At 50.8% G+C, this 21,719-nt stretch carries 17 protein-coding genes; 13 read left to right on the top strand and 4 right to left on the bottom strand.

The annotated features are described in order from the left end of the window. Nucleotides 1–98: 98 nt before the first annotated feature. From CGC65_RS27155 to rho, 5 genes are all read left to right on the top strand, one after another. Nucleotides 99–1,160 (top strand): PspC-like choline-binding domain-containing protein, encoded by a 1,062-nt coding sequence (locus tag CGC65_RS27155; RefSeq protein WP_002566714.1) that lies wholly within the window; start codon nucleotides 99–101, stop codon nucleotides 1,158–1,160. A gap of 89 nt (nucleotides 1,161–1,249) precedes the next feature. Next, nucleotides 1,250–3,055 carry a GH25 family lysozyme gene (locus tag CGC65_RS27150; protein WP_002566713.1) on the top strand — a complete coding sequence of 602 codons (1,806 nt, stop codon included), beginning with the start codon at nucleotides 1,250–1,252 and terminating at the stop codon, nucleotides 3,053–3,055. 240 nt (nucleotides 3,056–3,295) lie between these two features. Next, nucleotides 3,296–4,024, top strand: a complete 729-nt coding sequence (locus CGC65_RS27145) for a polysaccharide deacetylase family protein (protein WP_002566712.1) — start codon at nucleotides 3,296–3,298, stop codon at nucleotides 4,022–4,024. A gap of 13 nt (nucleotides 4,025–4,037) precedes the next feature. Further along, nucleotides 4,038–5,354, top strand: coding sequence for a replication-associated recombination protein A (locus tag CGC65_RS27140; protein ID WP_002566711.1), 1,317 nt, complete (start codon nucleotides 4,038–4,040; stop codon nucleotides 5,352–5,354). Between the two features lie 232 nt (nucleotides 5,355–5,586). Then, nucleotides 5,587–7,284: a transcription termination factor Rho gene (gene rho / locus CGC65_RS27135; protein WP_002566710.1), complete on the top strand. Its 1,698-nt coding sequence runs from the start codon at nucleotides 5,587–5,589 to the stop codon at nucleotides 7,282–7,284. A 5-nt stretch (nucleotides 7,285–7,289) separates the two neighbouring features. On the opposite strand, the gene mscL is transcribed toward rho, so the two are convergent. Further along, nucleotides 7,290–7,742 (bottom strand): large-conductance mechanosensitive channel protein MscL, encoded by a 453-nt coding sequence (mscL, locus tag CGC65_RS27130; protein ID WP_002566709.1) that lies wholly within the window; start codon nucleotides 7,740–7,742, stop codon nucleotides 7,290–7,292. A 169-nt stretch (nucleotides 7,743–7,911) separates the two neighbouring features. Here mscL and CGC65_RS27125 point away from each other — a divergent pair, with 169 nt between their 5' ends. From CGC65_RS27125 to CGC65_RS27105, 5 genes are all read left to right on the top strand, one after another. Then, on the top strand, nucleotides 7,912–9,150 hold the full coding sequence (locus tag CGC65_RS27125) for an L-threonylcarbamoyladenylate synthase (RefSeq protein ID WP_002566708.1): 1,239 nt from the start codon (nucleotides 7,912–7,914) through the stop codon (nucleotides 9,148–9,150). Between the two features lie 20 nt (nucleotides 9,151–9,170). Further along, on the top strand, nucleotides 9,171–9,887 hold the full coding sequence (locus tag CGC65_RS27120; RefSeq protein ID WP_002566707.1) for a FadR/GntR family transcriptional regulator: 717 nt from the start codon (nucleotides 9,171–9,173) through the stop codon (nucleotides 9,885–9,887). 313 nt (nucleotides 9,888–10,200) lie between these two features. Beyond that, nucleotides 10,201–11,661, top strand: coding sequence for an NAD(P)/FAD-dependent oxidoreductase (locus CGC65_RS27115; protein ID WP_002566706.1), 1,461 nt, complete (start codon nucleotides 10,201–10,203; stop codon nucleotides 11,659–11,661). Between the two features lie 3 nt (nucleotides 11,662–11,664). Beyond that, complete coding sequence (locus tag CGC65_RS27110) at nucleotides 11,665–12,897, top strand: NAD(P)/FAD-dependent oxidoreductase (protein ID WP_002566705.1); 1,233 nt, start codon at nucleotides 11,665–11,667, stop codon at nucleotides 12,895–12,897. Next, nucleotides 12,891–13,271: a DUF1667 domain-containing protein gene (locus tag CGC65_RS27105; protein ID WP_002566704.1), complete on the top strand. Its 381-nt coding sequence runs from the start codon at nucleotides 12,891–12,893 to the stop codon at nucleotides 13,269–13,271. Before CGC65_RS27110 ends, CGC65_RS27105 begins: the two co-directional genes overlap by 7 nt. Before the next feature lie 365 nt (nucleotides 13,272–13,636). On the opposite strand, the gene CGC65_RS31590 is transcribed toward CGC65_RS27105, so the two are convergent. Then, complete coding sequence (locus CGC65_RS31590; protein WP_002566703.1) at nucleotides 13,637–14,542, bottom strand: hypothetical protein; 906 nt, start codon at nucleotides 14,540–14,542, stop codon at nucleotides 13,637–13,639. A 550-nt stretch (nucleotides 14,543–15,092) separates the two neighbouring features. On the opposite strand from CGC65_RS31590, the gene CGC65_RS27095 reads away from it, so the two are divergent. From CGC65_RS27095 to nth, 3 genes are read left to right on the top strand one after another with little or no spacing between them, the layout of a single operon-like run. Then, the gene (locus CGC65_RS27095) at nucleotides 15,093–15,587 is read left to right on the top strand and encodes a deoxycytidylate deaminase (RefSeq protein WP_002566702.1); all 495 of its coding nucleotides are present in this window, start codon (nucleotides 15,093–15,095) and stop codon (nucleotides 15,585–15,587) included. Between the two features lie 4 nt (nucleotides 15,588–15,591). Beyond that, nucleotides 15,592–17,430 carry a B12-binding domain-containing radical SAM protein gene (locus tag CGC65_RS27090; RefSeq protein ID WP_002566701.1) on the top strand — a complete coding sequence of 613 codons (1,839 nt, stop codon included), beginning with the start codon at nucleotides 15,592–15,594 and terminating at the stop codon, nucleotides 17,428–17,430. Between the two features lie 56 nt (nucleotides 17,431–17,486). Further along, on the top strand, nucleotides 17,487–18,272 hold the full coding sequence (nth, locus tag CGC65_RS27085; protein WP_002566700.1) for an endonuclease III: 786 nt from the start codon (nucleotides 17,487–17,489) through the stop codon (nucleotides 18,270–18,272). Between the two features lie 95 nt (nucleotides 18,273–18,367). On the opposite strand, the gene CGC65_RS27080 is transcribed toward nth, so the two are convergent. Then, nucleotides 18,368–19,927 carry a response regulator transcription factor gene (locus tag CGC65_RS27080; RefSeq protein WP_002566699.1) on the bottom strand — a complete coding sequence of 520 codons (1,560 nt, stop codon included), beginning with the start codon at nucleotides 19,925–19,927 and terminating at the stop codon, nucleotides 18,368–18,370. Continuing rightward, nucleotides 19,905–21,716, bottom strand: a complete 1,812-nt coding sequence (locus CGC65_RS27075) for a cache domain-containing sensor histidine kinase (RefSeq protein ID WP_002566698.1) — start codon at nucleotides 21,714–21,716, stop codon at nucleotides 19,905–19,907. The genes CGC65_RS27080 and CGC65_RS27075 overlap by 23 nt, the downstream gene beginning before the upstream one ends. Between the last annotated feature and the right edge of the window lie 3 nt (nucleotides 21,717–21,719).

The raw sequence follows: 21,719 nt of genomic DNA, 5'->3' as shown, positions 1-21,719 counted from the left end.
TTACCAAATGAATATGGGTTTGTGCTATAATCGGAGATATGTAAACGGTTGGGGATTCGTATGCCCCGGCCAGATATACCAGGCGAGGAGGATGACAAATGGGATATAAAAAGTACTGGGTGGCAATGGCGGCAGCCGGTATGATTGGGGCCATGTCATTGGGGTCTGTATTTACCAGCTATGCGGCGGACGGATGGAGTAAATCCAATGATAGTTGGACTTATATCTATAACGGACAGACACATACAGGATGGCTTCAGACCAGCGAGGGCTGGTATTACATGGACTTATCCACGGGACATATGTCCACGGGTTTTAAGCAGATTGACGGCAAGTGGTATTTCTTCAGGCCGAATGGTCTTATGGCCATGGGCTGGATTAATCCTGAGGACGGCAAGTGGTATTATATGCTGAACGACGGCAGCATGGTTACAGGCTGGCTGAAGATTGGCAATGACTACTACTTCATGCGGGGCAACGGTACCATGGCAACCGGCTGGCGTGAGATGGACGGGGCCTGGTATTATTTCCAGAGCAACGGAAAGTGCGTGGTTAATTCCTGGGCACAGATTAAGGACAACTGGTATCTCTTTGGCACGGACGGCAAGATGATGACGGGCTGGGCTAAAGTGGATAATGATTATTTCTACCTGAATACGGACGGCCGGATGCTGATCGGCTGGCTGAGCGACAGCGAAGGCAACAAATATTATATGGATACAAGCAACGGCAAGATGTCCACGGGCTGGAAGCAGATTGATAATTCCTGGCATTACTTCAACAGCAACGGACATATGATGACGGGATGGATTCAGCTGGACGGCAAGTATTATTATCTGAACCCTGCCAACGAGGGCAAGATGATTGCAGGCACCACAGCCACCATCAACGGTGTACAGTATAACTTTGACGGCAGCGGCGTATGCCAGAATGCCAACGGCGTATCGGCCCAGACACCGGGAACTGTGAACAATAATTCCGGCAGTTCCGGCGGCAGCGGCGGACCTGGAGTGTCCGGTTCTTCCGGCTCCGGTATCAGCAGCGGCACACCGGGCGGCTCCGGAAACAGTTCAAACGGCCCGACCAGCGGCAATTCCAATAACAGCCCATCCGGCTCATCAACTGCGCTTGAACCAGGACGGACAGACGGACCAGGTTGATTGACAGCGGTTTAATAAGGGGGGATGTGACAGCGGATGGCTGGACATCCCCTCTTTTTTGAAAAATACAAAGGTATGAGGAGAATACTATGAAAAATACGACGCAGATCATGAGGCGCTGCCACGCACTTGCCCTGGCAGGACTCATCGGAGCAGGGACAATTGTACCTGCCGGTACATCCCTGGCCGTGGGACCGGGGGAGACCCAGTCCGCCACGGTCATATCTCCCGTAGGACCGGGGCAGAGCTCCGCCGGCAGCACAGGGACTGCTTCCGGAACAGGAAGCACCTCAGGACAGTCTGCTTCCACTGCAAATCCCAATGCGTGGAAGAAGGTAAACGGCGTATATCAGATGCCGGACGGCTCAGCTATCAATAATGTGCTGTTCCGGGGAATTGACGTGTCCAGGTGGCAGGGGGATATTAACTGGAGCCAGGTAGCTGCGGACGACGTGTCCTTCGTCATGCTGGGCACCCGTTCAAAGGGCGCAGTAGACCCTTATTTCCACAGGAATATCCAGCAGGCCAGCGCGGCAGGAGTCAAGGTGGGTGTATACATCTATTCCCTGGCCATGACGCCGGAGATGGCAGTGGAGGAGGCGAATTTTGTTCTCAACCTGATTCACGATTATCCGGTCTCCTATCCGGTGGCCTTTGACATGGAGGATTCCACCCAGGGAACCCTTTCCAAGGATGAGCTGGCAGCCATCGCCAACGCGTTCTGCGGGCGGATTTCAGAGGCAGGCTATTATCCGGTTATCTATGCCAATGACAACTGGCTTGCCAATAAGCTGGATATGAGCAAGATGAATTACCCTGTATGGGTGGCGCGCTATTCCGCCAAACCGGCCTATCAGAATCCCGTTATGTGGCAGGCAACCAGCACCGGCGCTGTAAACGGTATAAGCGGCAATGTAGATATTGATTTCCAGTTCAAGGATTTCACCTCTGTGATTCCGGCGAATACGTGGAGAACCATCAATGGCCAGACCTACTATTACCAGAACTATGCAAAGCAGAAGAACAACTGGATTCAGGATGACGGCACATGGTACTATATGAACGGGGACGGTTTGGTGTCCAAGGGCTGGCTTAACCAGTCCGGCAAGTCCTACTATCTGGATGACACTACCGGTAAGATGATAACCGGCTGGAAATCCGACAGCGGGAAATGGTATTACTTCGGCAGCTCAGGCGCCCTTTCCAAGGGCTGGATTAATGACAACGGAACCTGGTATTACAGCAACCAGGAAGGCGTGATGCAGACAGGCTGGCTGGACGACGGCGGGCGCAGATACTTCCTGGAGGGAAATGGGGCCATGGCAAAAGGCTGGACCAGCCAGAACGGGAAGTGGTACTATCTGGACAGCTCAGGAGCTCTTTCCAGGGGCTGGATCAATGACAATGGAACCTGGTATTACAGCAGCCAGGAAGGCGTGATGCAGACAGGCTGGCTGGATGACGGCGGTGAGCGCTATTACCTGAAGGGGTCCGGCGCCATGGCCACAGGCTGGCGTGAGATGGATGGGGCCTGGTATTATTTTGAGGGCTCAGGACGTATGGCCAAAGGCGTGATCGACGTGGGCGGACTCCACTACTATATGGACCCATCCACAGGCCGGATGGCGGCAGGCACCACCGTGGATATAGGCGGCGTGGCCTATACTGCTGACGGAAGCGGAGTGCTCAGCCAGGTTGTGCAGGAAGCGGGAAATGAGACCGGAGACAGCCAGACAGGAAATGTACAGACCCAGGCGCCGGACGGCAGCCAGGGAGGACAGGCGCCCCAGCCTTCACAGAACGGCGGGGTATCTAACCAGGCACCGGGTTTGGGCCAGGCTGTCACCGGTTCATCCGGCGGACCGGGTGTGGTGGTCACGCCATTAGGGCCGTGACAGCAGCCGCTGGGTTTAATGTAATGGACAATAAGCTCAATCATGGTATCATTTTTATCAGGATATAACTTTAATATGATGTAAAATCAGCCATGCGGCGCCGGGAGCAGTCCCGGCGCTGTTTTCTTCTTCCCGCACATTATGAAGTCTGTAAAGGGAGAAAAAGGTAAAAGCATTTTTATATTGCCCCTGCACATATACTGGATAGATAAGGATGTGAAATAAGAGAGGGAAAACAGGGTGAAGCTGATAAATAAGTCAAAGCTCCTGGCAGCTGTCTGCATAGCGGACCTTTTGCTGCTGGGCGGCCTTATCCATACGGTCAGGGGGGAGATGCCGGCCCATGTGTCCGCCGATGAGGGCTCCTGGGTCAGGGAGGGAGGGGATACCCTGGACCGGGCTAAGGGACTGGAAGGGAAATGTGTGGCTCTGACCTTTGACGACGGACCAAATGAGGATTGCACGGAAAAACTGCTGGACGGGCTGAAAGAGCGGAATGTCCGGGCAACCTTTTTTCTGATGGGACAGAACATAGAGGGAAACGAGGATATTGTAAAGCGCATGAAGGCAGAGGGCCATTTGATTGGAAACCACAGCTACAGCCATGTGCAGCTTACAAAAGCCGGTTCAGACGCAGTCTGCCAGGCCGTGGACAGAACCAGCCGGATGATAGAAGAGATTACAGGAGAGAGGCCCCAATACATGCGCCCGCCCTATGGGGACTGGAATGAGGAGCTGGAGTGCAGGGTGGGCATGACCACTGTCCTGTGGTCTGTGGACTCCCTGGACTGGAAACTGCGCAATACCAACCGTGTGGTGAAACGGGTGCTTAAGGATGTGGAGGACGGGGATATCATATTAATGCATGATATTTTCCCCACTTCTGTGGAAGCAGCCCTGGAAATCGTTGACACGCTCACGAAGCGGGGCTATACTTTTGTTACGGTGGATGAACTGCTGATTGACTGAGGAGAATACAGATATGGATTTATTTGATTATATGAGAGAAAAGGATATGGAGAAGGAGTCGCCTCTGGCTTCCAGGCTCCGTCCGAGGACCCTGGATGAGGTGGTGGGGCAGCAGCATATTGTGGGAAAGGATAAGCTGCTGTACCGGGCCATACAGGCGGATAAGCTGGGGTCCATTATTTTTTACGGACCTCCGGGAACCGGTAAGACCACCCTGGCCAAGGTCATTGCCAATACCACCAGTGCGGATTTCCGGCAGATTAACGCCACAGTGGCAGGAAAAAAGGACATGGAGGAAGTGGTGAAGGAGGCCAAGGACAACATTGGCATGTATGGAAGGAAAACCATCTTGTTTGTGGATGAGATCCACCGCTTCAATAAAGGACAGCAGGATTACCTTCTGCCCTTTGTGGAGGACGGGACCCTGATACTGATTGGAGCTACTACGGAAAATCCGTACTTTGAGGTAAATGGGGCTCTTCTTTCCCGGTCCAGGATATTTGAGCTCAAGCCCCTGGAAAAGGAGGATGTCAAGGAGCTGATCCGCAGGGCAGTTTATGACAAGGAACGGGGAATGGGCATTTACGATGCCGACATTGACGAGGATGCAGCTGATTTTCTGGCAGACACGGCCAACGGGGATGCCAGGGCCGCGCTGAATGCCGTGGAGCTGGGGGTACTGACCACTGCAAAGGGAGCGGACGGGCGGATTCACATTGATATGGCAGTGGCCCAGGAATGTATTCAGAAAAGGGCTGTCCGGTATGACAAGAACGGGGACAACCACTATGACACTATATCCGCGTTTATTAAAAGCATGCGGGGGTCGGACCCGGACGCGGCCGTGTATTATCTGGCGCGGATGCTGTACGCGGGAGAGGACATCAAGTTCATAGCCAGAAGAATTATGATATGTGCTGCGGAGGATGTGGGAAATGCGGACCCTCAGGCCCTTGTGGTGGCGGTAAACGCAGCCCAGGCCGCAGAGCGCATCGGAATTCCCGAGGCCAATATCATCCTCTCCCAGGCAGTGACCTATGTGGCCACAGCTCCAAAGAGCAACGCTGCCTGTATGGCGGTACAGAAGGCTATGGAAGCGGTGAGGAACGAACGGACTATGCCAGTGCCGGTCCATCTGCAGGACAAGCATTATAAGGGAGCGGAAAAGCTGGGACATGGGGCAGGTTATCTCTATGCTCATGACTATCCCAAGCATTATGTACAGCAGCAGTATCTGCCCGAAGGTATGGAGGGAACCGTATTTTATGAACCTTCTGACAATGGCTATGAGAAGCAGATAAATGCGCATATGAAATGGCTTAAAAGCTGATTTTCTCAAATTTTAACTTTACAATCCCTGATATTCGTGTATATAATAGGGCTATACATAGATTAGCTGGCAGTTTTCTTGATACTGCCGGCAGTCTGTTAGTCCCTGAGCAATTCCCAAATCTGGAATAAACCCCGAATTTGAATGAACAGAAGATAATTTGAATATAGACAGAAGGCGTACACCGGCTTTTTTTGCGGGTGAAGAATTGAATTTAATAAGGAGAAATACTATGCGTGAAAAACTGCAGACCCTGCCTCTTTCAGAACTAAAGGAAATGGCCAAGAGCCGTGGAATTAAGGGCATCAGTTCATTAAGAAAGGCAGAAATTATTGATTTGCTCTGCGATGAGGCAGAGAAAAACCCGGATATAAAGCCGGCGGAAATAAAACGGGAAGTAAAAACGGAAACATCCCGGAGCCAGGAAACGCCTCGGAGTCAGGAGATATCCCGGAGCCAGGAAACGCCCCGGAGTCAGGAGATATCCCGGAGCCAGGAAACACCCCGGAGCCAGGACCAGCCCCATGCCTTTGAGCGTAACCAGTCAAGGAGCCAGGATTATCAGGAAAACCGGAATGACAGCAGGGGAACGGATAACCGCCGCCCTGTTTCAAGAGGGTACGACAGCAAGTATACACAGAACAGGACCCAGACTCCCCAAACACATGGAAACAGCAGTATGAATAACAGAATGAGCCAGAACAGCGCGCCTTCCCAGAACGATGGAGAGCGTTTTGCCAGAGCGGACAATAGAAGTGACGCAATCGGCCTTTCCAGCCAGGATATGGCTGAGTTAGACAGCGGGATTGAGGCAAACGGCATACTGGAAGTCATGCCCGACGGATTTGGATTCATCCGCTGTGAAAATTTTCTTCCCGGTGAAAATGATGTGTATGTGGCGCCTTCCCAGATTCGCCGTTTTAATCTGAAAACAGGAGATATTATAGTGGGAAACCGCAGGGTGAAGTCTGCAACAGAGAAGTTTGCGGCCCTTCTCTACATCAAGACGGTAAACGGCTATCCCCTAAGCGCCACGGAGACAAGGCCCAACTTTGAGGACCTGACACCCATCTTCCCTAACAGGCGGCTTCATATGGAAACACCTGGTGAGAGGAATACGGTGGCCATGCGTGTCCTGGACCTTCTGGCACCTATTGGAAAGGGACAGCGTGGTATGATTGTATCCCCTCCAAAGGCAGGAAAGACCACACTGTTAAAGCAGGTAGCAAAGGCAGTTACAACCAATAATCCGGATATGCATCTGATGATCCTTCTGATTGACGAGCGCCCTGAGGAGGTTACGGATATAAGAGAGGCCATTGTGGGTCCAAATGTGGAAGTAATCTACTCAACCTTTGATGAGCTGCCTGACCGTCATAAGAGGGTATCCGAGATGGTGATTGAGCGGGCCAAGCGTCTGGTGGAGCACGGACGTGACGTTATCATCCTGCTGGACAGCATTACCAGGCTGGCCAGGGCATACAACCTGACGGTTGCGCCCAGCGGCCGTACATTATCCGGCGGTCTGGATCCGGCAGCCCTTCATATGCCGAAGCGTTTTTTCGGCGCTGCCAGAAATATGCGCGAGGGCGGAAGCCTGACCGTACTGGCCACTGCCCTGGTGGAGACGGGAAGCCGCATGGATGATGTTGTGTATGAGGAATTTAAAGGCACCGGCAACATGGAGCTGGTGCTCGACAGGAAACTGTCTGAGAAACGTATCTTCCCGGCCATCGACATATTGAAGTCCGGCACCAGAAGGGATGACCTCCTGCTGTCCAGGGAGGAAGCAGAGGCAGTGGATATTATCCGCAAGGCCACCAATTCCCTGAAACCCGAGGATGCAGTGGAAAAGATACTTGACCTTTTCGCAAGAACCAGGAATAACAGGGAATTTGTGGAGAATGCCAAGCGGATTCGGTTTTTCTAGGAATATCAGGCTATGTCCTTTCGTTCCTTTAAAAGGTCGCGGATTTCAGCCAGAAGCTCTTCCTGTGTGGGACCAGCCGGTGCCGGTGCTTCTTCCTTGGCATCTTCTTCATGGCGTAACCGGCTGCTGATGACGGCAACCGTCTTAATCATAAAGAACATGCACACGCCGATAATGAGAAAATCCAATATATTTTGTAGGAAGCTGCCATAGAGTATGGCGGCTTCTTCTACTTCTACCCCGTTTATAGTGGCCGCGGGATGGATGACATATTTAAGTGTGTTGAAGCTTGCGCCTCCGGTCAGGGCACCCAGTAAGGGCATCAGGATGTCATTGACAAGAGAAGTCACAATCTTGCTGAAAGCGCCGCCGATAATGACGCCCACGGCCATGTCGATGATGTTTCCTTTGAGGATAAATGCCTTGAATTCTTTCATTACGCTGTTAATGTTGCTCATTGGTAAAGCCTCCAATCATTTGTGATGACTTAAGTTTACACGAAATGTCCGTAATCTTCAAGTGACAGGTGCAGGATAGGCCGGATTTCCCGGCTTTACATTGGCTGTGGCGGGTGCTAAAATAGACTGGACATAGAGCAAACGGTATTTAACAATCGAGGTATGAATCATGGAAACAAAAAGAATTATTATAGAAGACAGAAATCATATAAAGGATGAGGAACTGAAAGAGGCAGCCAGCATACTGCGTTCAGGGGGCCTGGTGGCATTTCCCACAGAAACCGTGTACGGTCTGGGCGGCAATGCACTGGACGAGGACGCGGCAAGAAAAATTTATGCTGCAAAAGGGAGGCCCTCTGATAATCCTCTGATTGCCCATGTATCCTGCGTGGAGGAGGTGGCGCCTCTTGTAAAGGAGATACCGGAGGCTGGCAGGAAGCTGATGGAGGCTTTCTGGCCAGGTCCCCTGACCATGATATTTCCCAAGAGTGAAAAGGTTCCCTACGGCACAACCGGCGGTCTGGATACTGTGGCAATCCGTATGCCGGACGACCCGGTGGCAAACCGGCTCATTGCCCTGGCCGGAGTGCCCGTGGCCGCACCCAGCGCCAATACATCAGGACGGCCAAGCCCCACTACAGCCGACCATGTATGGCAGGATATGAACGGCAGGATTGAGATGATTATAGACGGGGGTCCTGTGGGAATCGGGGTGGAATCCACCATAGTGGATGTTTCGTCCGCGGTACCGTCTGTTCTGAGGCCGGGGGCCATTACCATGGAAATGCTTGCGGAGGTGCTGGGGGAGGTAAGCGTGGACCCGGCTATCCTGGGCCCTCTTTCTGCGGATGTCAGGCCAAAGGCGCCGGGAATGAAGTATAAGCACTATGCCCCCAAGGCTGACCTTACACTGGTGGAGCCAGGGACTGGAACAGAGCGGGAGAGCGGAGCGGAGCAGGTGACCGGAGCAGAGCAGAAAACCGGAGCAGAGCAGGTGACCGGAGCAGAGCAGAAAAACGGAGCAGGGCAGAAAACCGGAGCGGAGCAGAAAACCGGAGCAGACCGGAACACAGGGGCGGACCCGGAAACCGGATTGGATGAGACACAGCTCCAGGCCATGATTTGCAAGGTGCGGGAGCTCTCCCGGGAGAAGATTGAGGCCGGCTATAAGGTGGGAGTTATCTGTACGGACGAGTCCAGGGGCTGCTATACAGACGGCGAGGTACGCAGTATAGGTGCAAGAAAAAGCCAGGCATCCGTGGCTCATAATCTTTACGCTCTGCTCAGGGAGTTTGATGATTTGGGAGTAGACTACATATTTTCGGAGAGCTTTCCCAAGGACCACCTGGGACAGGCTATTATGAACCGGCTTTCCAAGGCGGCTGGATATAAGATTGTAAAGGTATAATGCATCAGGCAGGAGGAAACATGGAAAAACAGACCTTAGGGGAGATTGCATCCCAGAAGCTTTTGGAGATGATACAAAGGGACGGCTATACGGCCGGAGATAAGCTTCCCACGGAAGCTGAGCTGGTGGAACTTCTGGGGGTTGGCCGCAACACGGTGCGGGAAGCTCTTAGAATTCTCATGTCCAGAAATATTGTCACCATACGCCAGGGCTCAGGCACCTTTATTTCAGACAAAAACGGTGTGTCCGATGATCCTCTGGGGTTTGCCATGATAGAGGACCGAAGAAAACTGACAGAGGACCTGATTCAGGTGCGTGTGATGCTGGAACCGCCTATTGCAGCTCTGGCAGCCCAGAATGCCACCGTGGAGGATATCCGCCAGCTGGAGAACATACTTCTGGGCCTGGAGGAACAGATGATACTAAGGGAGGACTATGCTGACAAGGATTCGCAGTTTCACGCCCAGATTGCAAATTGTTCCCATAATCTGGTCATGACCAACCTGGTACCGGTAATCACAGACGGCGTCCGTGTGTTTGCCGGCGCTGTCCAGGAAACAGAGTATGAACAGACTCTTAAATCCCATCGCAGGATATTTGAGGCTATCCGGGACAGGAAGCCTGTGGAGGCGCAGCAGGCTATGTATTTCCACCTGATGTATAATGACAACCGTTATAAAGGTGAGATGGGGGATGGGAAGCAGGGGATGAAGGGGACGAGAGCTAAAGAACAGTAATGGCTTGCTGCCAAGGGGCTGTTGCGAAAGTAGATAAATAATAATCTACTGGAGCAGCAGCTCCTTTTCTGCGCAAAAAACAGAAAAGAGGGCACCGTTTCATCTATTTTTATTTTGGGACACACTTTTTGCACCTGTTTGCAGATGTTTTCAGATAAGGGTAACTTTTGTGGTGAAATAAAAAAAGGAAATATTCATCCTATAAATAGTTGCGTTTTATTCGATTTTATCTTGACTACACCTTATAAATATGGTAAAAATAAAATATATTCATAGGATGAATTTTGTAATTATCCTTTAGGAGGAAAGCGGCATGAAACAACTGTATGATGTAATCATTATTGGCGGCGGTGTGGTGGGCAGCGCCATTGCCAGGGAAATGTCCAGATACCGTCTGAAAATAGGCGTTTTGGAAAAGAACCTGGATGTTTGCTATGAGACCAGCGGCCGGAATTCCGGTGTGATCCATGGCGGGTTTGCTTATGACACAGGTTCGCTGAAGGCCAGGCTCTGTGTGGAAGGCAATCAATTCATGGGACAACTGGCAGAGGAGCTGGATTTTAAATTCATCCGCTGCGGTAAGGTGCTGGTAGGCAATACGGCGGAGGATATGGAAACACTGAAACGGACCATCCGGCAGGGGGAGGAAAATGGTGCCGCAGGCCTGGAGCTAATTGGAAAAGAACGGCTCCATCAATTGGTTCCGGCTGTGGTAGGGGAATTTGCCATGTTTTCGGCTAACAGCGGAATTGTGGACCCTTTTAATTATACCATAGCCCTGGCTGAGAATGCCCATGCCAACGGAGCAGCGTATTATTTTGACCATGAAGTGACAGGAATACGGCGGGACAGCGAAGGAAATTATATACTTACGACGCCAAAAGGTGAATTCCACACCCGGTGGGTTGTGAACAGCGCCGGACTGGGCTGCGGCAACATTTCCGATATGCTGGGCATCCGCGGCTATAAGGTGATTGGTTCCAAGGGGGATTACATTATTCTGGACAAGCGTACAGGATATCTTCTTCCCATGCCTGTATATCCGGTTCCCAGCAATACTTACATGGGAATCCACGTGACCAACACTACTGACGGGAATGTCATTATTGGACCCAACGCAGAGATGGTAACAGATTTTACATACTATGGCGTGCCTCAGGAAAATATGGATTATCTGGCTAAGAGTGCTTCGGACCTGTGGCCATGTATCCATAAAAAAGATTATATCCGCAACTATTCCGGTATTCTGCCTAAATGGGTGGATGAGGACGGGGTTATACAGGATTTTAAGATAGAGATAAGGGATGACATTGCGCCCCGCGCCATTAATCTGGTGGGCATCGAGTCCCCCGGGCTTACAGCGGCAGTGCCCATTGCCCGTCATGCAATCAGTCTTATGGAAGAGAGGGAGAAACTTACGCCGAATCCAGGGTTTAATCCTGTGAGAAAAGGAATTCCTCATTTTGCGGAGATGACAAAAGAAGAGCAGGAGCAGATGATACGGCAGAATCCTGATTACGGCCAGGTCATTTGCCGGTGCGAAAAGGTAACCAGGGCTGAAATCCTGGCAGCCATTCATAATCCATTGGGAGTTGACACCATGGCAGGAGTCAAATACAGGACCCGCTCCATGATGGGGCGGTGCCAGGGAGGATACTGCCAGATGCGGATTGCGCAGATGATAGAAGATGAATTGGGAAAAAAGGTAACAGAAGTCAGGTATGCCAGAAAAGATTCACAGATGTTTTTCGGCAGAGTGCGGGAGGAGGCGTAGGAAATGGAGATAGACGTACTCATTGTGGGCGGCGGACCGGCGGGACTGGCTGCGGCTGTCCGGTTATACAGGAAAGGAATCCATAATATATTGATTGTGGAACGGGAAAAACAGCTGGGAGGAATACTCAGACAGTGCATTCATGACGGTTTTGGACTGACCCGTTTTAAAACCACATTAAGCGGGCCGGAATATGCACAGAGATTTATAGAAGAGGTGGAGGAATTAGGGATTCCTTACATCACGGACGCAACTGTTCTGGAGGTGGCAGAGGACAGGACAGTGACGGCAGCAACACGCCGGGGGCTTAAGGTATGGAGGGCCAAGTCCGTGATCCTTACCATGGGATGCAGGGAGCGTACCAGAGGCGCTTTGGGAATCCCCGGTGAGCGCCCGGCCGGTGTGTTTACGGCAGGGGTTGCCCAGGCTTATATTAACCTCTACAATGTAATGCCTGCAAAGGAAGTGGTTATCCTGGGCTCCGGGGACATCGGTATGATTATGGCCCGCAGGCTTACGCTGGAAGGCGCCCATGTCCAGGCTGTGTTTGAGATCCAGCCATATCCCAGCGGCCTGCCCCGCAATGTGGAGCAGTGCCTGAATGATTACGGCATACCGCTGTACCTGAGCCATACGGTAACGGCTGTCAACGGGGACAATCGTTTGACAGGCGTCACGGTGTCCCGTGTGGATGAACACTTAAGACCTGTTCCGGGAACTGAAAAGGAATACAAGTGTGATACCCTGATACTTTCCGTGGGACTGATTCCTGAAAATGAACTTTCACTGGACGCTGGCGTGACCCTGGATGACAGGACAAAGGGCGCTGTGGTGGATGAACATTTCCAGACAGATGTGGCGGGGATTTTTGCTGCGGGAAATGTGCTCCATGTCCATGATTTAGTGGACTTTGTTTCCATGGAAGCAGAGAGCCTGGCGGATTCTGCTGCGGAATTTGTGCAGAAAGGATGTCTGCCTCCCTGTCCCATCGAAATAGGAACGGACAGCCATATTAACCATACCGTTCCCCAGAGAGTGAGCGGCACCAGGGATTTTAAGCTGTCCCTGAGGGTAAACAGTCCTTTGAAGGAATGCCGCATTGAAGTAAGGCAGGACGGCGTGTTGGTGGCATCAAAGAAAATGAAGAAAGCGATACCGGCCGAAATGATTGAACTTACGGTTAAGGCGGATAAACTGGTGTCCATGGGCCGGCTGGAGGTGAGCGCTGAATGTTGAGAGAATATACATGTATCATCTGTCCCAACGGATGCGATATAAGGGCGCAGATTGAAGAGAGGGAAGACGGAAGCAGACGGATTTGTTCTGTGGAGGGCGCCGCTTGCCCAAAGGGGAGGGCGTATGTGGAGCAGGAATTGACGGATCCCCAGAGGAATATTGCCACATCTGTATTGGTAAAGGGCGGCATACTTCCCCTGGCCAGCGTGAGGCTGACAAACCCCATACCCCGGGACCGGATTTTCGATGCAGTGAGTGAGATAAAAAAGTATACCCTGACCGCCCCTGTGAAAGCGGGAACTGTTGTCATACCGCGTCTCATGGGGTATGACACGGATGTGATTGTGACTAAATCAGTGCCTGAAAATAGATGATGGCAAAGCTGGGGCGGATGAAAACACAAAGAAAAGTCTGTTATTGTTGATGTAAGCAGCTATATAGGAAAACCACCCTGATACCTGGCAGTTGAGAGGGTGGTTTTTCTATCTTCATAATTCGTCAGCCCCTTGTGGAAAGTTGTCTTTTGAGCATATTTACAGAGTTTGGTAATTCAACCAAGGCTTTTTGATATTAAGTTTTGGTTTACCCATGGAGGACCCATAATGGTTCTGTCAGAAATGCAGTTTATATCGCTGCTTCTCAAACCTGACGAAAATCTGCCCTGCACAGTAAAGGCCAATATACCCCTTAAAAAGATCCTTGGGCCGGCGGATGTTTTCGCAAAATAAAGTGTTTACTACTAAATTCCGAACTCCTTAAACAATTGTTCCTGATAAGTCCTATCCGATGCTGCCCGGATAATGTCGTCCGCCCTTCCTGCATCTGCCAGCTTCATATTCAGTGCATTTGCGCGCCCCAGCCCCTGCTGGACTCCTTTTTCTATACCTTTTTCAATCCCCTTCTCCACACCATCCTCAAACAGCATTTTGCCTAAAACAGTCATTCCGATCCTCTCCTTTATCATCGCTAATTCATTTCTGTCCAAGAATTTTACTGCCAGCGCATACAGTACTGACTGCATTCTTTTTCGATCCTCATCCCCTGCTTTGAGTTCCTTACACTGAAGAAACTCCATGCCCTGGTAAATCCTTTGGCTCATCTCCATCTTTCCCGACATCAGAGGGGTCAGAAGCAGGGGAAATACATCATGGCGCCCCAGTGTCTTGCCCCGGCTGATTTTCCGCCGCAGCTTTTCAAAGACCTTGCCCGCATTTCTGTCCTTTAGCCGAACCACCTCTACTCTGTATACGTTCATTCCGTTGACCAGCTCCTTTTTCAGGATTTTTACCCGGGATGTACATATTACAGTAGTCGTGACCGGAACATCATATGTAAGCCCTATGTAAGCCTCATATTCCCGGAACCGTCTTAAGTCCTTCTCCTGAATACTGTCGCTCTCAAATTCCAGATGTCTCCACGACCCGTCCTTCATAATAAAATTAAAGTCTTCTTCCAGCCTGCGCATCTCCAGATGGACATGCTCTGTAGGTGCCACGCAGGCAATCCGGCCCTTGATACCCGCATAGGGAAGTAAATCCTTCCCAAAAAACTGTGCCGCTGTCTTCATTACCTTGTCCTCCAGCTGGCTGAACCCTCTGGCCCCTGCTGATTCTGATTCCTGTTCACGCAGATAATCTGCTTCCATACAGCCTCCTGTTCCGGCAAGCCATATAAGAACCTATCCCCATTATAGCGTTTTCCGATAAACCAGACAATAGCCCTTCTGCCTTTTAATAAATAATTGGTGTGATATAAAAGTGGAAATGATTGCCCGATACATAAGGGGCAGAATAATGAGATGAATCGTTCGATTCAGATAATTTGAGATATTGTTAAAGATATAGAATAATGAGCGATAGTTACTTATATTCCGCTATCGTCTGGTTGTTATAATATAGCATTTATCCCGGAAAAAGGCAAGGACCGGAAAAACAGTTATTCACCGGTTATTCCCAGGGGTATTTCCAAGGCGTTCCCAAGATTTATGCAACTTTATTGATTAAATAAGCCCGGAATGTTATAATCCATTCACAGACAGAGGAAAATATAAAATACCAGCAACGATACCAGAAGCAGCCACGCAGCCGTTCCTGAATGTCCAGACAGGAGCTGTATTTATTGGACACTGCGGGGGCAGGCTGCGTGTGTGCAGAGACAGCCAGGCGGCTGCGGAAAGGATAAAAGGAGGAAAAAGAATGACCGGAAAACGTGTGGATTATATAACATGGGACGAATATTTCATGGGGGTGGCCCTGTTGTCGGGAAGACGTTCCAAGGACCCAAGTACCCAGGTGGGCGCGTGTATTGTCAGCCAGGACAATAAGATCCTGTCCATGGGATATAATGGTTTCCCCAAAGGGTGTTCGGATGACGAATTCCCCTGGGGCAAGGAAAATGAGAAGGAGGACCCCTACAATTCCAAATATTTCTACTCCACACACAGCGAGTTAAATGCTATTCTTAATTACAGAGGGGGAAGCCTGGAGGGAAGCAAGCTCTATGTGACTCTGTTCCCCTGTAATGAGTGCGCCAAGGCCATTATACAGTCAGGAATCAAGACCATTGTATACAGAGAAGACAAATATGCGGATACACCGGCGGTAATGGCGTCCAAGCGTATGCTGAATGCTGCGGGAGTGCGTTACTACCAGTACCAGTCCACCGGCCATAAAATCGAGCTAGAGGTATAGTCCCATGAAGATACTGCTGACGGCTGTCAACGCGAAATATATACATTCCAATCTGGGAATTTACAGCCTGAAGGCCTACGCAGACCAGGTATTGGGGCTGGGGGAAGCAGGCGGCAGGAATGCCCGGGCAAAAAAACGTGGAACCGGGACCGGAGCCATGGAACCTGCGAAGCCGTCTATCGAGCTGGCCGAGTATACAATCAACCACCAGCTGGACCAGATTCTTCAGGATATATTCAGAAGAGAACCGGATGTGATTGCCTTTTCCTGTTATATCTGGAATATAGAATATATCAGATATCTAATCGCGGATTTAGGGAAAATACTGCCGGATGTGCCCATATGGCTGGGAGGACCGGAGGTGTCCTTTGATGCAGCTAAAGTGCTTGGGGAGCTGCCGGAGGCAACAGGCGTCATGAAGGGAGAGGGAGAGGAAACATTTGCACAGCTGGCCGGATATTATGTGGATAAGTTGTGTAAAAAAGGGACAGACAGTGGAAAAATCCTGCCGGACGGACAGGCCGGTCCGGAAAATATACCCGGGCTTGCCTTTCGCCTCCCCGATGGTTCGTTGGCAGATACCGGTGTACGCCGGGCCATGGATATGAGCCGGATACCATTTCCATATAAGCATATGGATATAAAGGATTTGGAGCACCGCATCATTTATTACGAGAGCAGCCGGGGCTGCCCCTTTTCGTGCAGCTACTGCCTGTCCTCTATTGATAAGAGCGTACGGTTCAGAAGCCTGGAACTGGTCCTTGATGAGCTGGCTTATTTCCTGGAGGCCGGAGTGCCTCAGGTAAAATTTGTGGACAGGACCTTTAACTGCAATAAAAAACATGCCATGGCCATATGGCGGTTTATCCAGAGTCATGACAACGGAGTCACCAATTTTCACTTTGAGATTGCCGCCGACTTGCTGGACCAGGAGGAGATTGAGCTTTTGGGCCAGATGCGTCCTGGACTGGTCCAGCTGGAGATTGGCGTACAGTCCACTAATCCGGACACGCTTAAGGCCATACACCGCAAGACAGATATAGACGAGATACGCCGTATCACCGGCACAATCAATCAGGCACATAATGTTCACCAGCATCTGGACCTGATCGCAGGTCTGCCCAATGAGAATTTGGAATCTTTCCGTCATTCGTTCAACCAGGTATATTCCATGGAGCCGGAGCAGCTTCAGCTGGGCTTCCTCAAAGTGCTGAAGGGCTCTTATATGGAAGAAATGGCATTGACCTACGGCCTCTGCTATTCCTCACGGCCGCCCTATGAGGTCCTGTCCACCCGGTGGCTGTCCTACAGGGACATCCTGGAACTAAAGGGCGTGGAGGATATGACGGAGGTGTATTATAACAGCAGACAGTTTGTCCATACTCTGTCCGGGCTTGCGGCAGAATACGGTTCGCCCTATGAAATGTTTCTGGATATGGCTGCATATTACCGTGAAAACAATCTCACTGGCATCAGCCACAGCCGCATAGCCAGATATGAGATACTATACAGTATCATAGCCAGACGTAGGGATGCAGGGCTGGATGCCTCTGTTATGGAAAGGTTCAGGGACCTTCTCATGTATGATTTATATCTCAGGGAAAATGTAAAAAGCCGCCCATCCTTTGCCCGGGACCAAAGCCCTTATAAACAGGCTGTCCGGCAGTTCTTTCAGAGGGAGGAGGAATCTCCCCATTACCTTATGGATTATGAAGGGTATGATTCCAGGCAGATGAGTAAGATGGCCCATATTGAAGCCATGGGAGACGGAACCCTGGTGCTGTTTGATTACAGGCACAGGGACCCGCTGACGTATAATGCAAGGGCAGTCAGAATTGGGTGATAAACTTTAGAATGTTGTAAATGCAACAAAAACGTTGTGATGAAAGGACTGGATATATGCTGCAGAAGACCATTTTAAATGAACCTGAGACTGACAGAAAAACTGGCAGAGGGATAAAAAGTGACCGGGATACAAAGGCCGGCAGAGGGAGAAAAGCTGGCGGCGGCACAAAAACTCAGGGAAGGCCGAAAGCTGTCAGGGAGACAAAAGCAGAACTGGCCGCCCGTATTGCCCGTATCCTGGATGTATTGGACCGGGAATACGGTACGGAGTACCGCTGTTACCTGAATCACGAGACACCCTGGCAGCTGCTGATTGCAGTTATCATGAGCGCCCAGTGTACAGACGCCAGGGTGAATATCGTCACAGCTGATTTATTCCAGAAGTATGATACCCTGGAGAAGTTTGCCGCGGCGGATTTAAAGGAATTGGAACAGGATATCCACTCCATTGGGTTTTATCACATGAAAGCTAAGAATATCATTGCCTGCTGCCGGGACCTGGTGGAACGGTTTGGAGGAGAGGTGCCAAGAACCATAGAGGAGCTGACCTCCCTTGCAGGCGTGGGACGTAAGACAGCCAATGTTATACGTGGGAATATATACAATGAACCCAGTATTGTGGTGGATACCCATGTAAAGCGTATTTCCAGGAAGCTGGGCCTTACAAAAGAGGAGGAGCCGGAGAAGATAGAGTATGATCTGATGAAGGTGCTGCCAAAGGACCATTGGATTCTGTGGAACATACATATCATTACCCTGGGCCGTACCATCTGCATTGCCAGGCGCCCGAAATGCTGTGAATGCTTTCTGCGGGAGGAATGTCCGGGCAGGGAGGCGTAGGTTTTTTCAATCCGTTCCCTTCCGCCATGCAGCACTTGCCTCCTTTTTTGCGTTCCTGCCAGCCGCCGGCCGGTCTTCCCTTTTGCCGGCCGCCCCTACTTCCGGCTCTGGAACTCAGAGGGGGATTTTCCATAATATCGTTTGAATGCGGCGCTGAAATAGGCCGCATTTTCATATCCTGCCCTGGATGAGATTTCATACATTTTCATGCTGGTATTCTCAAGCAGTCCCCTGGCTTTTTCCATCCTTACCTTAATCAGATAATCCGTAAATGTAATTCCTGTCTCGCTCTTAAATACAGTGCTGAAATAGGAGGTGCTTAAGCATACGGCTCCCGCTACCTCATCAATGGAAAAGGAGGAGGACATATAGTGGTTCTGGATGTACAGGATGGCCTGGTCTATGAGCTTTCCGTAACGGCTTTTGTTGATGCGTATGCTGTCGCAGATTTTGAACAGGTTCTGCTTCAGGTTTTCGATGCTGGACTCCAGTGTACCGCCGGCTGCCACTTTTTTGAATTCTTCGATGGGATTCTGAAATATATCCTGAAGGTTGATTCCTGATTTCCCCAATTCCTTCATCAGATGGGTATAGAAGCTTCCCAGGGAAAATGTCATATACAGATAGCTCTCGCTTCCCTTCTGATAGAGCCATGTTTTTAATTGCTCCAGCTCTCCTGTAATCCCTTCCTTATTTTGTTCCTTGATAAAAGTAATAAGCCTGGTGTCCGGTATGGGATATCCCTGGCTGTCCTCCGGCTCATTGTAGATATAAGACTCCACCTCCTCGTAAAAGATATCCGCATTGGAACCCTTGATGAAATGAAGCTTGCCTGCTTCATGGCAGGTCTGTACACTTTTGTGGAGCAGGCGGATGCCCTGGACAATGCTGCCCGAGGCAATGCTGACATCGCAGTAGCTTCCCTCATGGGGGAACTGCCTGCGTATCGTGTCCACCAGAATTTTCCGCCGGGCGGCCAGTTCCATCCTGGAGCGGGAGGTGAGGCAGACGCTGTAGCTGTACTGATGGGATTCCAGCAGATAAGAGCTGTCACCAAACAAAATCTGGCTCAGGGCCGAAAACCTGCGCTCTGACGCATAACGGATGTCGTCGGACAGCTTGCTTAAGCTGTGATCGTCCAGCTCCACCTGCAGGAAGCAGCACCATGAATCAGGCTCAAGGTCCAGCTCGTTTAAGGCAATGCCCTCGGGGCCGGCCGCCTCCTGGACCGCCATGTTGCGCAGCAGCTGTGTGGCCATCAGACGCTTGTCGTGGTGGAACTGCCGGCAGTGGGAAACCGCATTCGTCAGTATGCGGTTCATGGCATCCAGATCAATGGGTTTCAGTATATAATCCAGGGCCCGCAGATGCATGGCTGTCCTGGCATATTCAAAGTCATCATACGCGCTGATGATGAGAAGCACGATGTTTGGGTTTAAGTCCTTTGCCAGCCTGGATAGCTCCAGCCCGTCGATATAAGGCATACGGATGTCGGTGATAAGGATGTCAGGCGGATTATCCTTCATCTGGTTCCAGGCATCCTGTCCGTCGGCAGCAGTGCCGGAAAGGCAGATGCCCAGTCCCTCCCAGTCAATCTGCCGGGATAACCCTTCCAGTATGATTTCATTGTCATCACAAAGCATTGCCTGGAACAAAAATATCATCTCCTTTCAGTTTGGGAATCTTTACGGTTACTTCGGTGCCAAAATCCGGCTCTGACGTGAGGGTCAGACCGTAGCTGCTTCCAAAGAGGATATGGATGCGCTCATTGACATTGTAGAGCCCATACCCGGAATCCCTGCGGTCCGGGTGGGCGGCTGTTCCTAGCTGCTGCTGCAGTTTTTCAAGGGTTTCCTGGTCGATTCCCCGGCTGATGTCCTGCACGGACAGTACAAGGCTGTCCTCATCCTCGTAAATGCGCACCTGTATAAAGACCTTCTGCCCAGGCATGGGTATTGCGTGCGCAATGGCATTTTCAGCCAGGGGCTGCAACAGCAGCTTAAGAGTACGGTAGGAATACAGCACAGGGTCGCATTCAATGGCGTATTCAAATTTCTTGCTGTAAATCATGTTGGTGATAAACAGGTAGCTGCTTATGTGACGCAGCTCCTCCTCGATGGTGATGATTTCATTCCCCTTGCTGAGCGAAATCTTAAACAGCGTGGACAGCTCATTGAGCATTTTCTCCGCGTCCCGATTCTTGTCCATTCTCAAAAGCCACATGACGGAATCCAGGGAATTATACAGAAAATGGGGCTGTATCTGGGCCTGGAGGGCCTTCAGCTCCGAGTTCTTAAGCTTTTTCTGCTCCTCATAGATCTGGCTGATAAGCTTTTGGATCCGCTCCAGCATCTGGTTGAAATTCTTGCCCAGCCGTCCGAACTCATCGGAGGAGTGGTACGTGTACCGGACCGAGAAATCTCCATTTTCCACCTCCTCCATCATGCGGTAAAGAATCTGTACTGGTTTGTATACGGACTGGGATATAAGCATGGCCACATACAGGGAGGAGAATGCGATAATCAGCAGGACCAGCATGACAATATGGGTGATGTCCTTGCTGCTCTGGGTCAGAAAGCCCCGGTCTATGATGCCGGCAATCCTCCAGTTGGAATTCATCAGGGTACGGCTTACCACCAGGTACCCGCTGTCAGGCACTACCATGGATTTTCCCACGGCAGTGCCTGTGGATTCCAGAATATGGGATACCAGGCTGGGGGAAATGTCGATGGGATAGTGGAGATCGTTGCCTGCGTTGGAGCGGAACAGGATGCTTCCCTCCTGATCAATGATGCAGATGACCCCGTTGCTGAGACTGTGCTTGATTTTCTGGGTGATAACATCCTCTTTGATGTCGGCTGCCACAATGCCGTTGACCATACCCGAAGCCTTATCCATCACCGGCTGTCCCACTGTGATGAAGTTATCGCTGATAGAGCTGCGGACAATGAAGCTGCCCTCATGGGAAGGAAACCAGGTGGTTTCCCTGCTGCCCGCAATGGCCTTATACCATGTAGTCTCCCTCTGGTCCTCTGATTTGAATGAGTAGTAGTTGGATTTGTAGCGGCCGCCGTTCTGGCCGAACACATATACTCCGAAGATATCCTTGCGGTAGGTGGAGATAGAGGCCAGCTCCATGCTGCCGGCCAGGTCGTTGGAATACTGGTCCCGGACAGAGTCAAAGTCCATGCGCAGGTATTTCTGCATCTTGATATCGCCGGTCAGCATGTCGCAGAGATTCCAGGCATCATTGAGCAGGCTGTCAATGTCATCGCAGACAAGGTCAATGGTCTCGATGGAGGATTTCTCGGTCATGTTGATGATGAAATTGGTATAGAGATGATAGGCGGCAATTCCCACCAGGAGCACAGGGATGCAGGATAGCGTCACAAAGGAAATCAGCAGTTTCCTGCGGAATGAAAGCTGTCGGAAGAAGTTTTTCATGAA

It is taken from the genome of Enterocloster bolteae, assembly GCF_002234575.2.
Taxonomy (GTDB): domain Bacteria; phylum Bacillota; class Clostridia; order Lachnospirales; family Lachnospiraceae; genus Enterocloster; species Enterocloster bolteae.
Note: the sequence above shows the minus strand (reverse complement) of the source record. Positions and strands in the feature narration are given on the sequence as shown.

Bases quoted from the DNA above. Each gene is read 5' to 3' on its own strand.
- CGC65_RS27155 (WP_002566714.1), top strand. From the start codon at position 99: ATGGGATATAAAAAGTACTGGGTGGCAATGGCGGCAGCCGGTATGATT.
- CGC65_RS27150 (WP_002566713.1), top strand. From the start codon at position 1,250: ATGAAAAATACGACGCAGATCATGAGGCGCTGCCACGCACTTGCCCTG.
- CGC65_RS27140 (WP_002566711.1), top strand. From the start codon at position 4,038: ATGGATTTATTTGATTATATGAGAGAAAAGGATATGGAGAAGGAGTCG.
- rho (WP_002566710.1), top strand. From the start codon at position 5,587: ATGCGTGAAAAACTGCAGACCCTGCCTCTTTCAGAACTAAAGGAAATG.
- mscL (WP_002566709.1), bottom strand. From the start codon at position 7,742: ATGAGCAACATTAACAGCGTAATGAAAGAATTCAAGGCATTTATCCTC.
- CGC65_RS27125 (WP_002566708.1), top strand. From the start codon at position 7,912: ATGGAAACAAAAAGAATTATTATAGAAGACAGAAATCATATAAAGGAT.
- CGC65_RS27120 (WP_002566707.1), top strand. From the start codon at position 9,171: ATGGAAAAACAGACCTTAGGGGAGATTGCATCCCAGAAGCTTTTGGAG.
- CGC65_RS27115 (WP_002566706.1), top strand. From the start codon at position 10,201: ATGAAACAACTGTATGATGTAATCATTATTGGCGGCGGTGTGGTGGGC.
- CGC65_RS27110 (WP_002566705.1), top strand. From the start codon at position 11,665: ATGGAGATAGACGTACTCATTGTGGGCGGCGGACCGGCGGGACTGGCT.
- CGC65_RS27105 (WP_002566704.1), top strand. From the start codon at position 12,891: ATGTTGAGAGAATATACATGTATCATCTGTCCCAACGGATGCGATATA.
- CGC65_RS31590 (WP_002566703.1), bottom strand. From the start codon at position 14,542: ATGGAAGCAGATTATCTGCGTGAACAGGAATCAGAATCAGCAGGGGCC.
- CGC65_RS27095 (WP_002566702.1), top strand. From the start codon at position 15,093: ATGACCGGAAAACGTGTGGATTATATAACATGGGACGAATATTTCATG.
- CGC65_RS27090 (WP_002566701.1), top strand. From the start codon at position 15,592: ATGAAGATACTGCTGACGGCTGTCAACGCGAAATATATACATTCCAAT.
- nth (WP_002566700.1), top strand. From the start codon at position 17,487: ATGCTGCAGAAGACCATTTTAAATGAACCTGAGACTGACAGAAAAACT.
- CGC65_RS27075 (WP_002566698.1), bottom strand. From the start codon at position 21,716: ATGAAAAACTTCTTCCGACAGCTTTCATTCCGCAGGAAACTGCTGATT.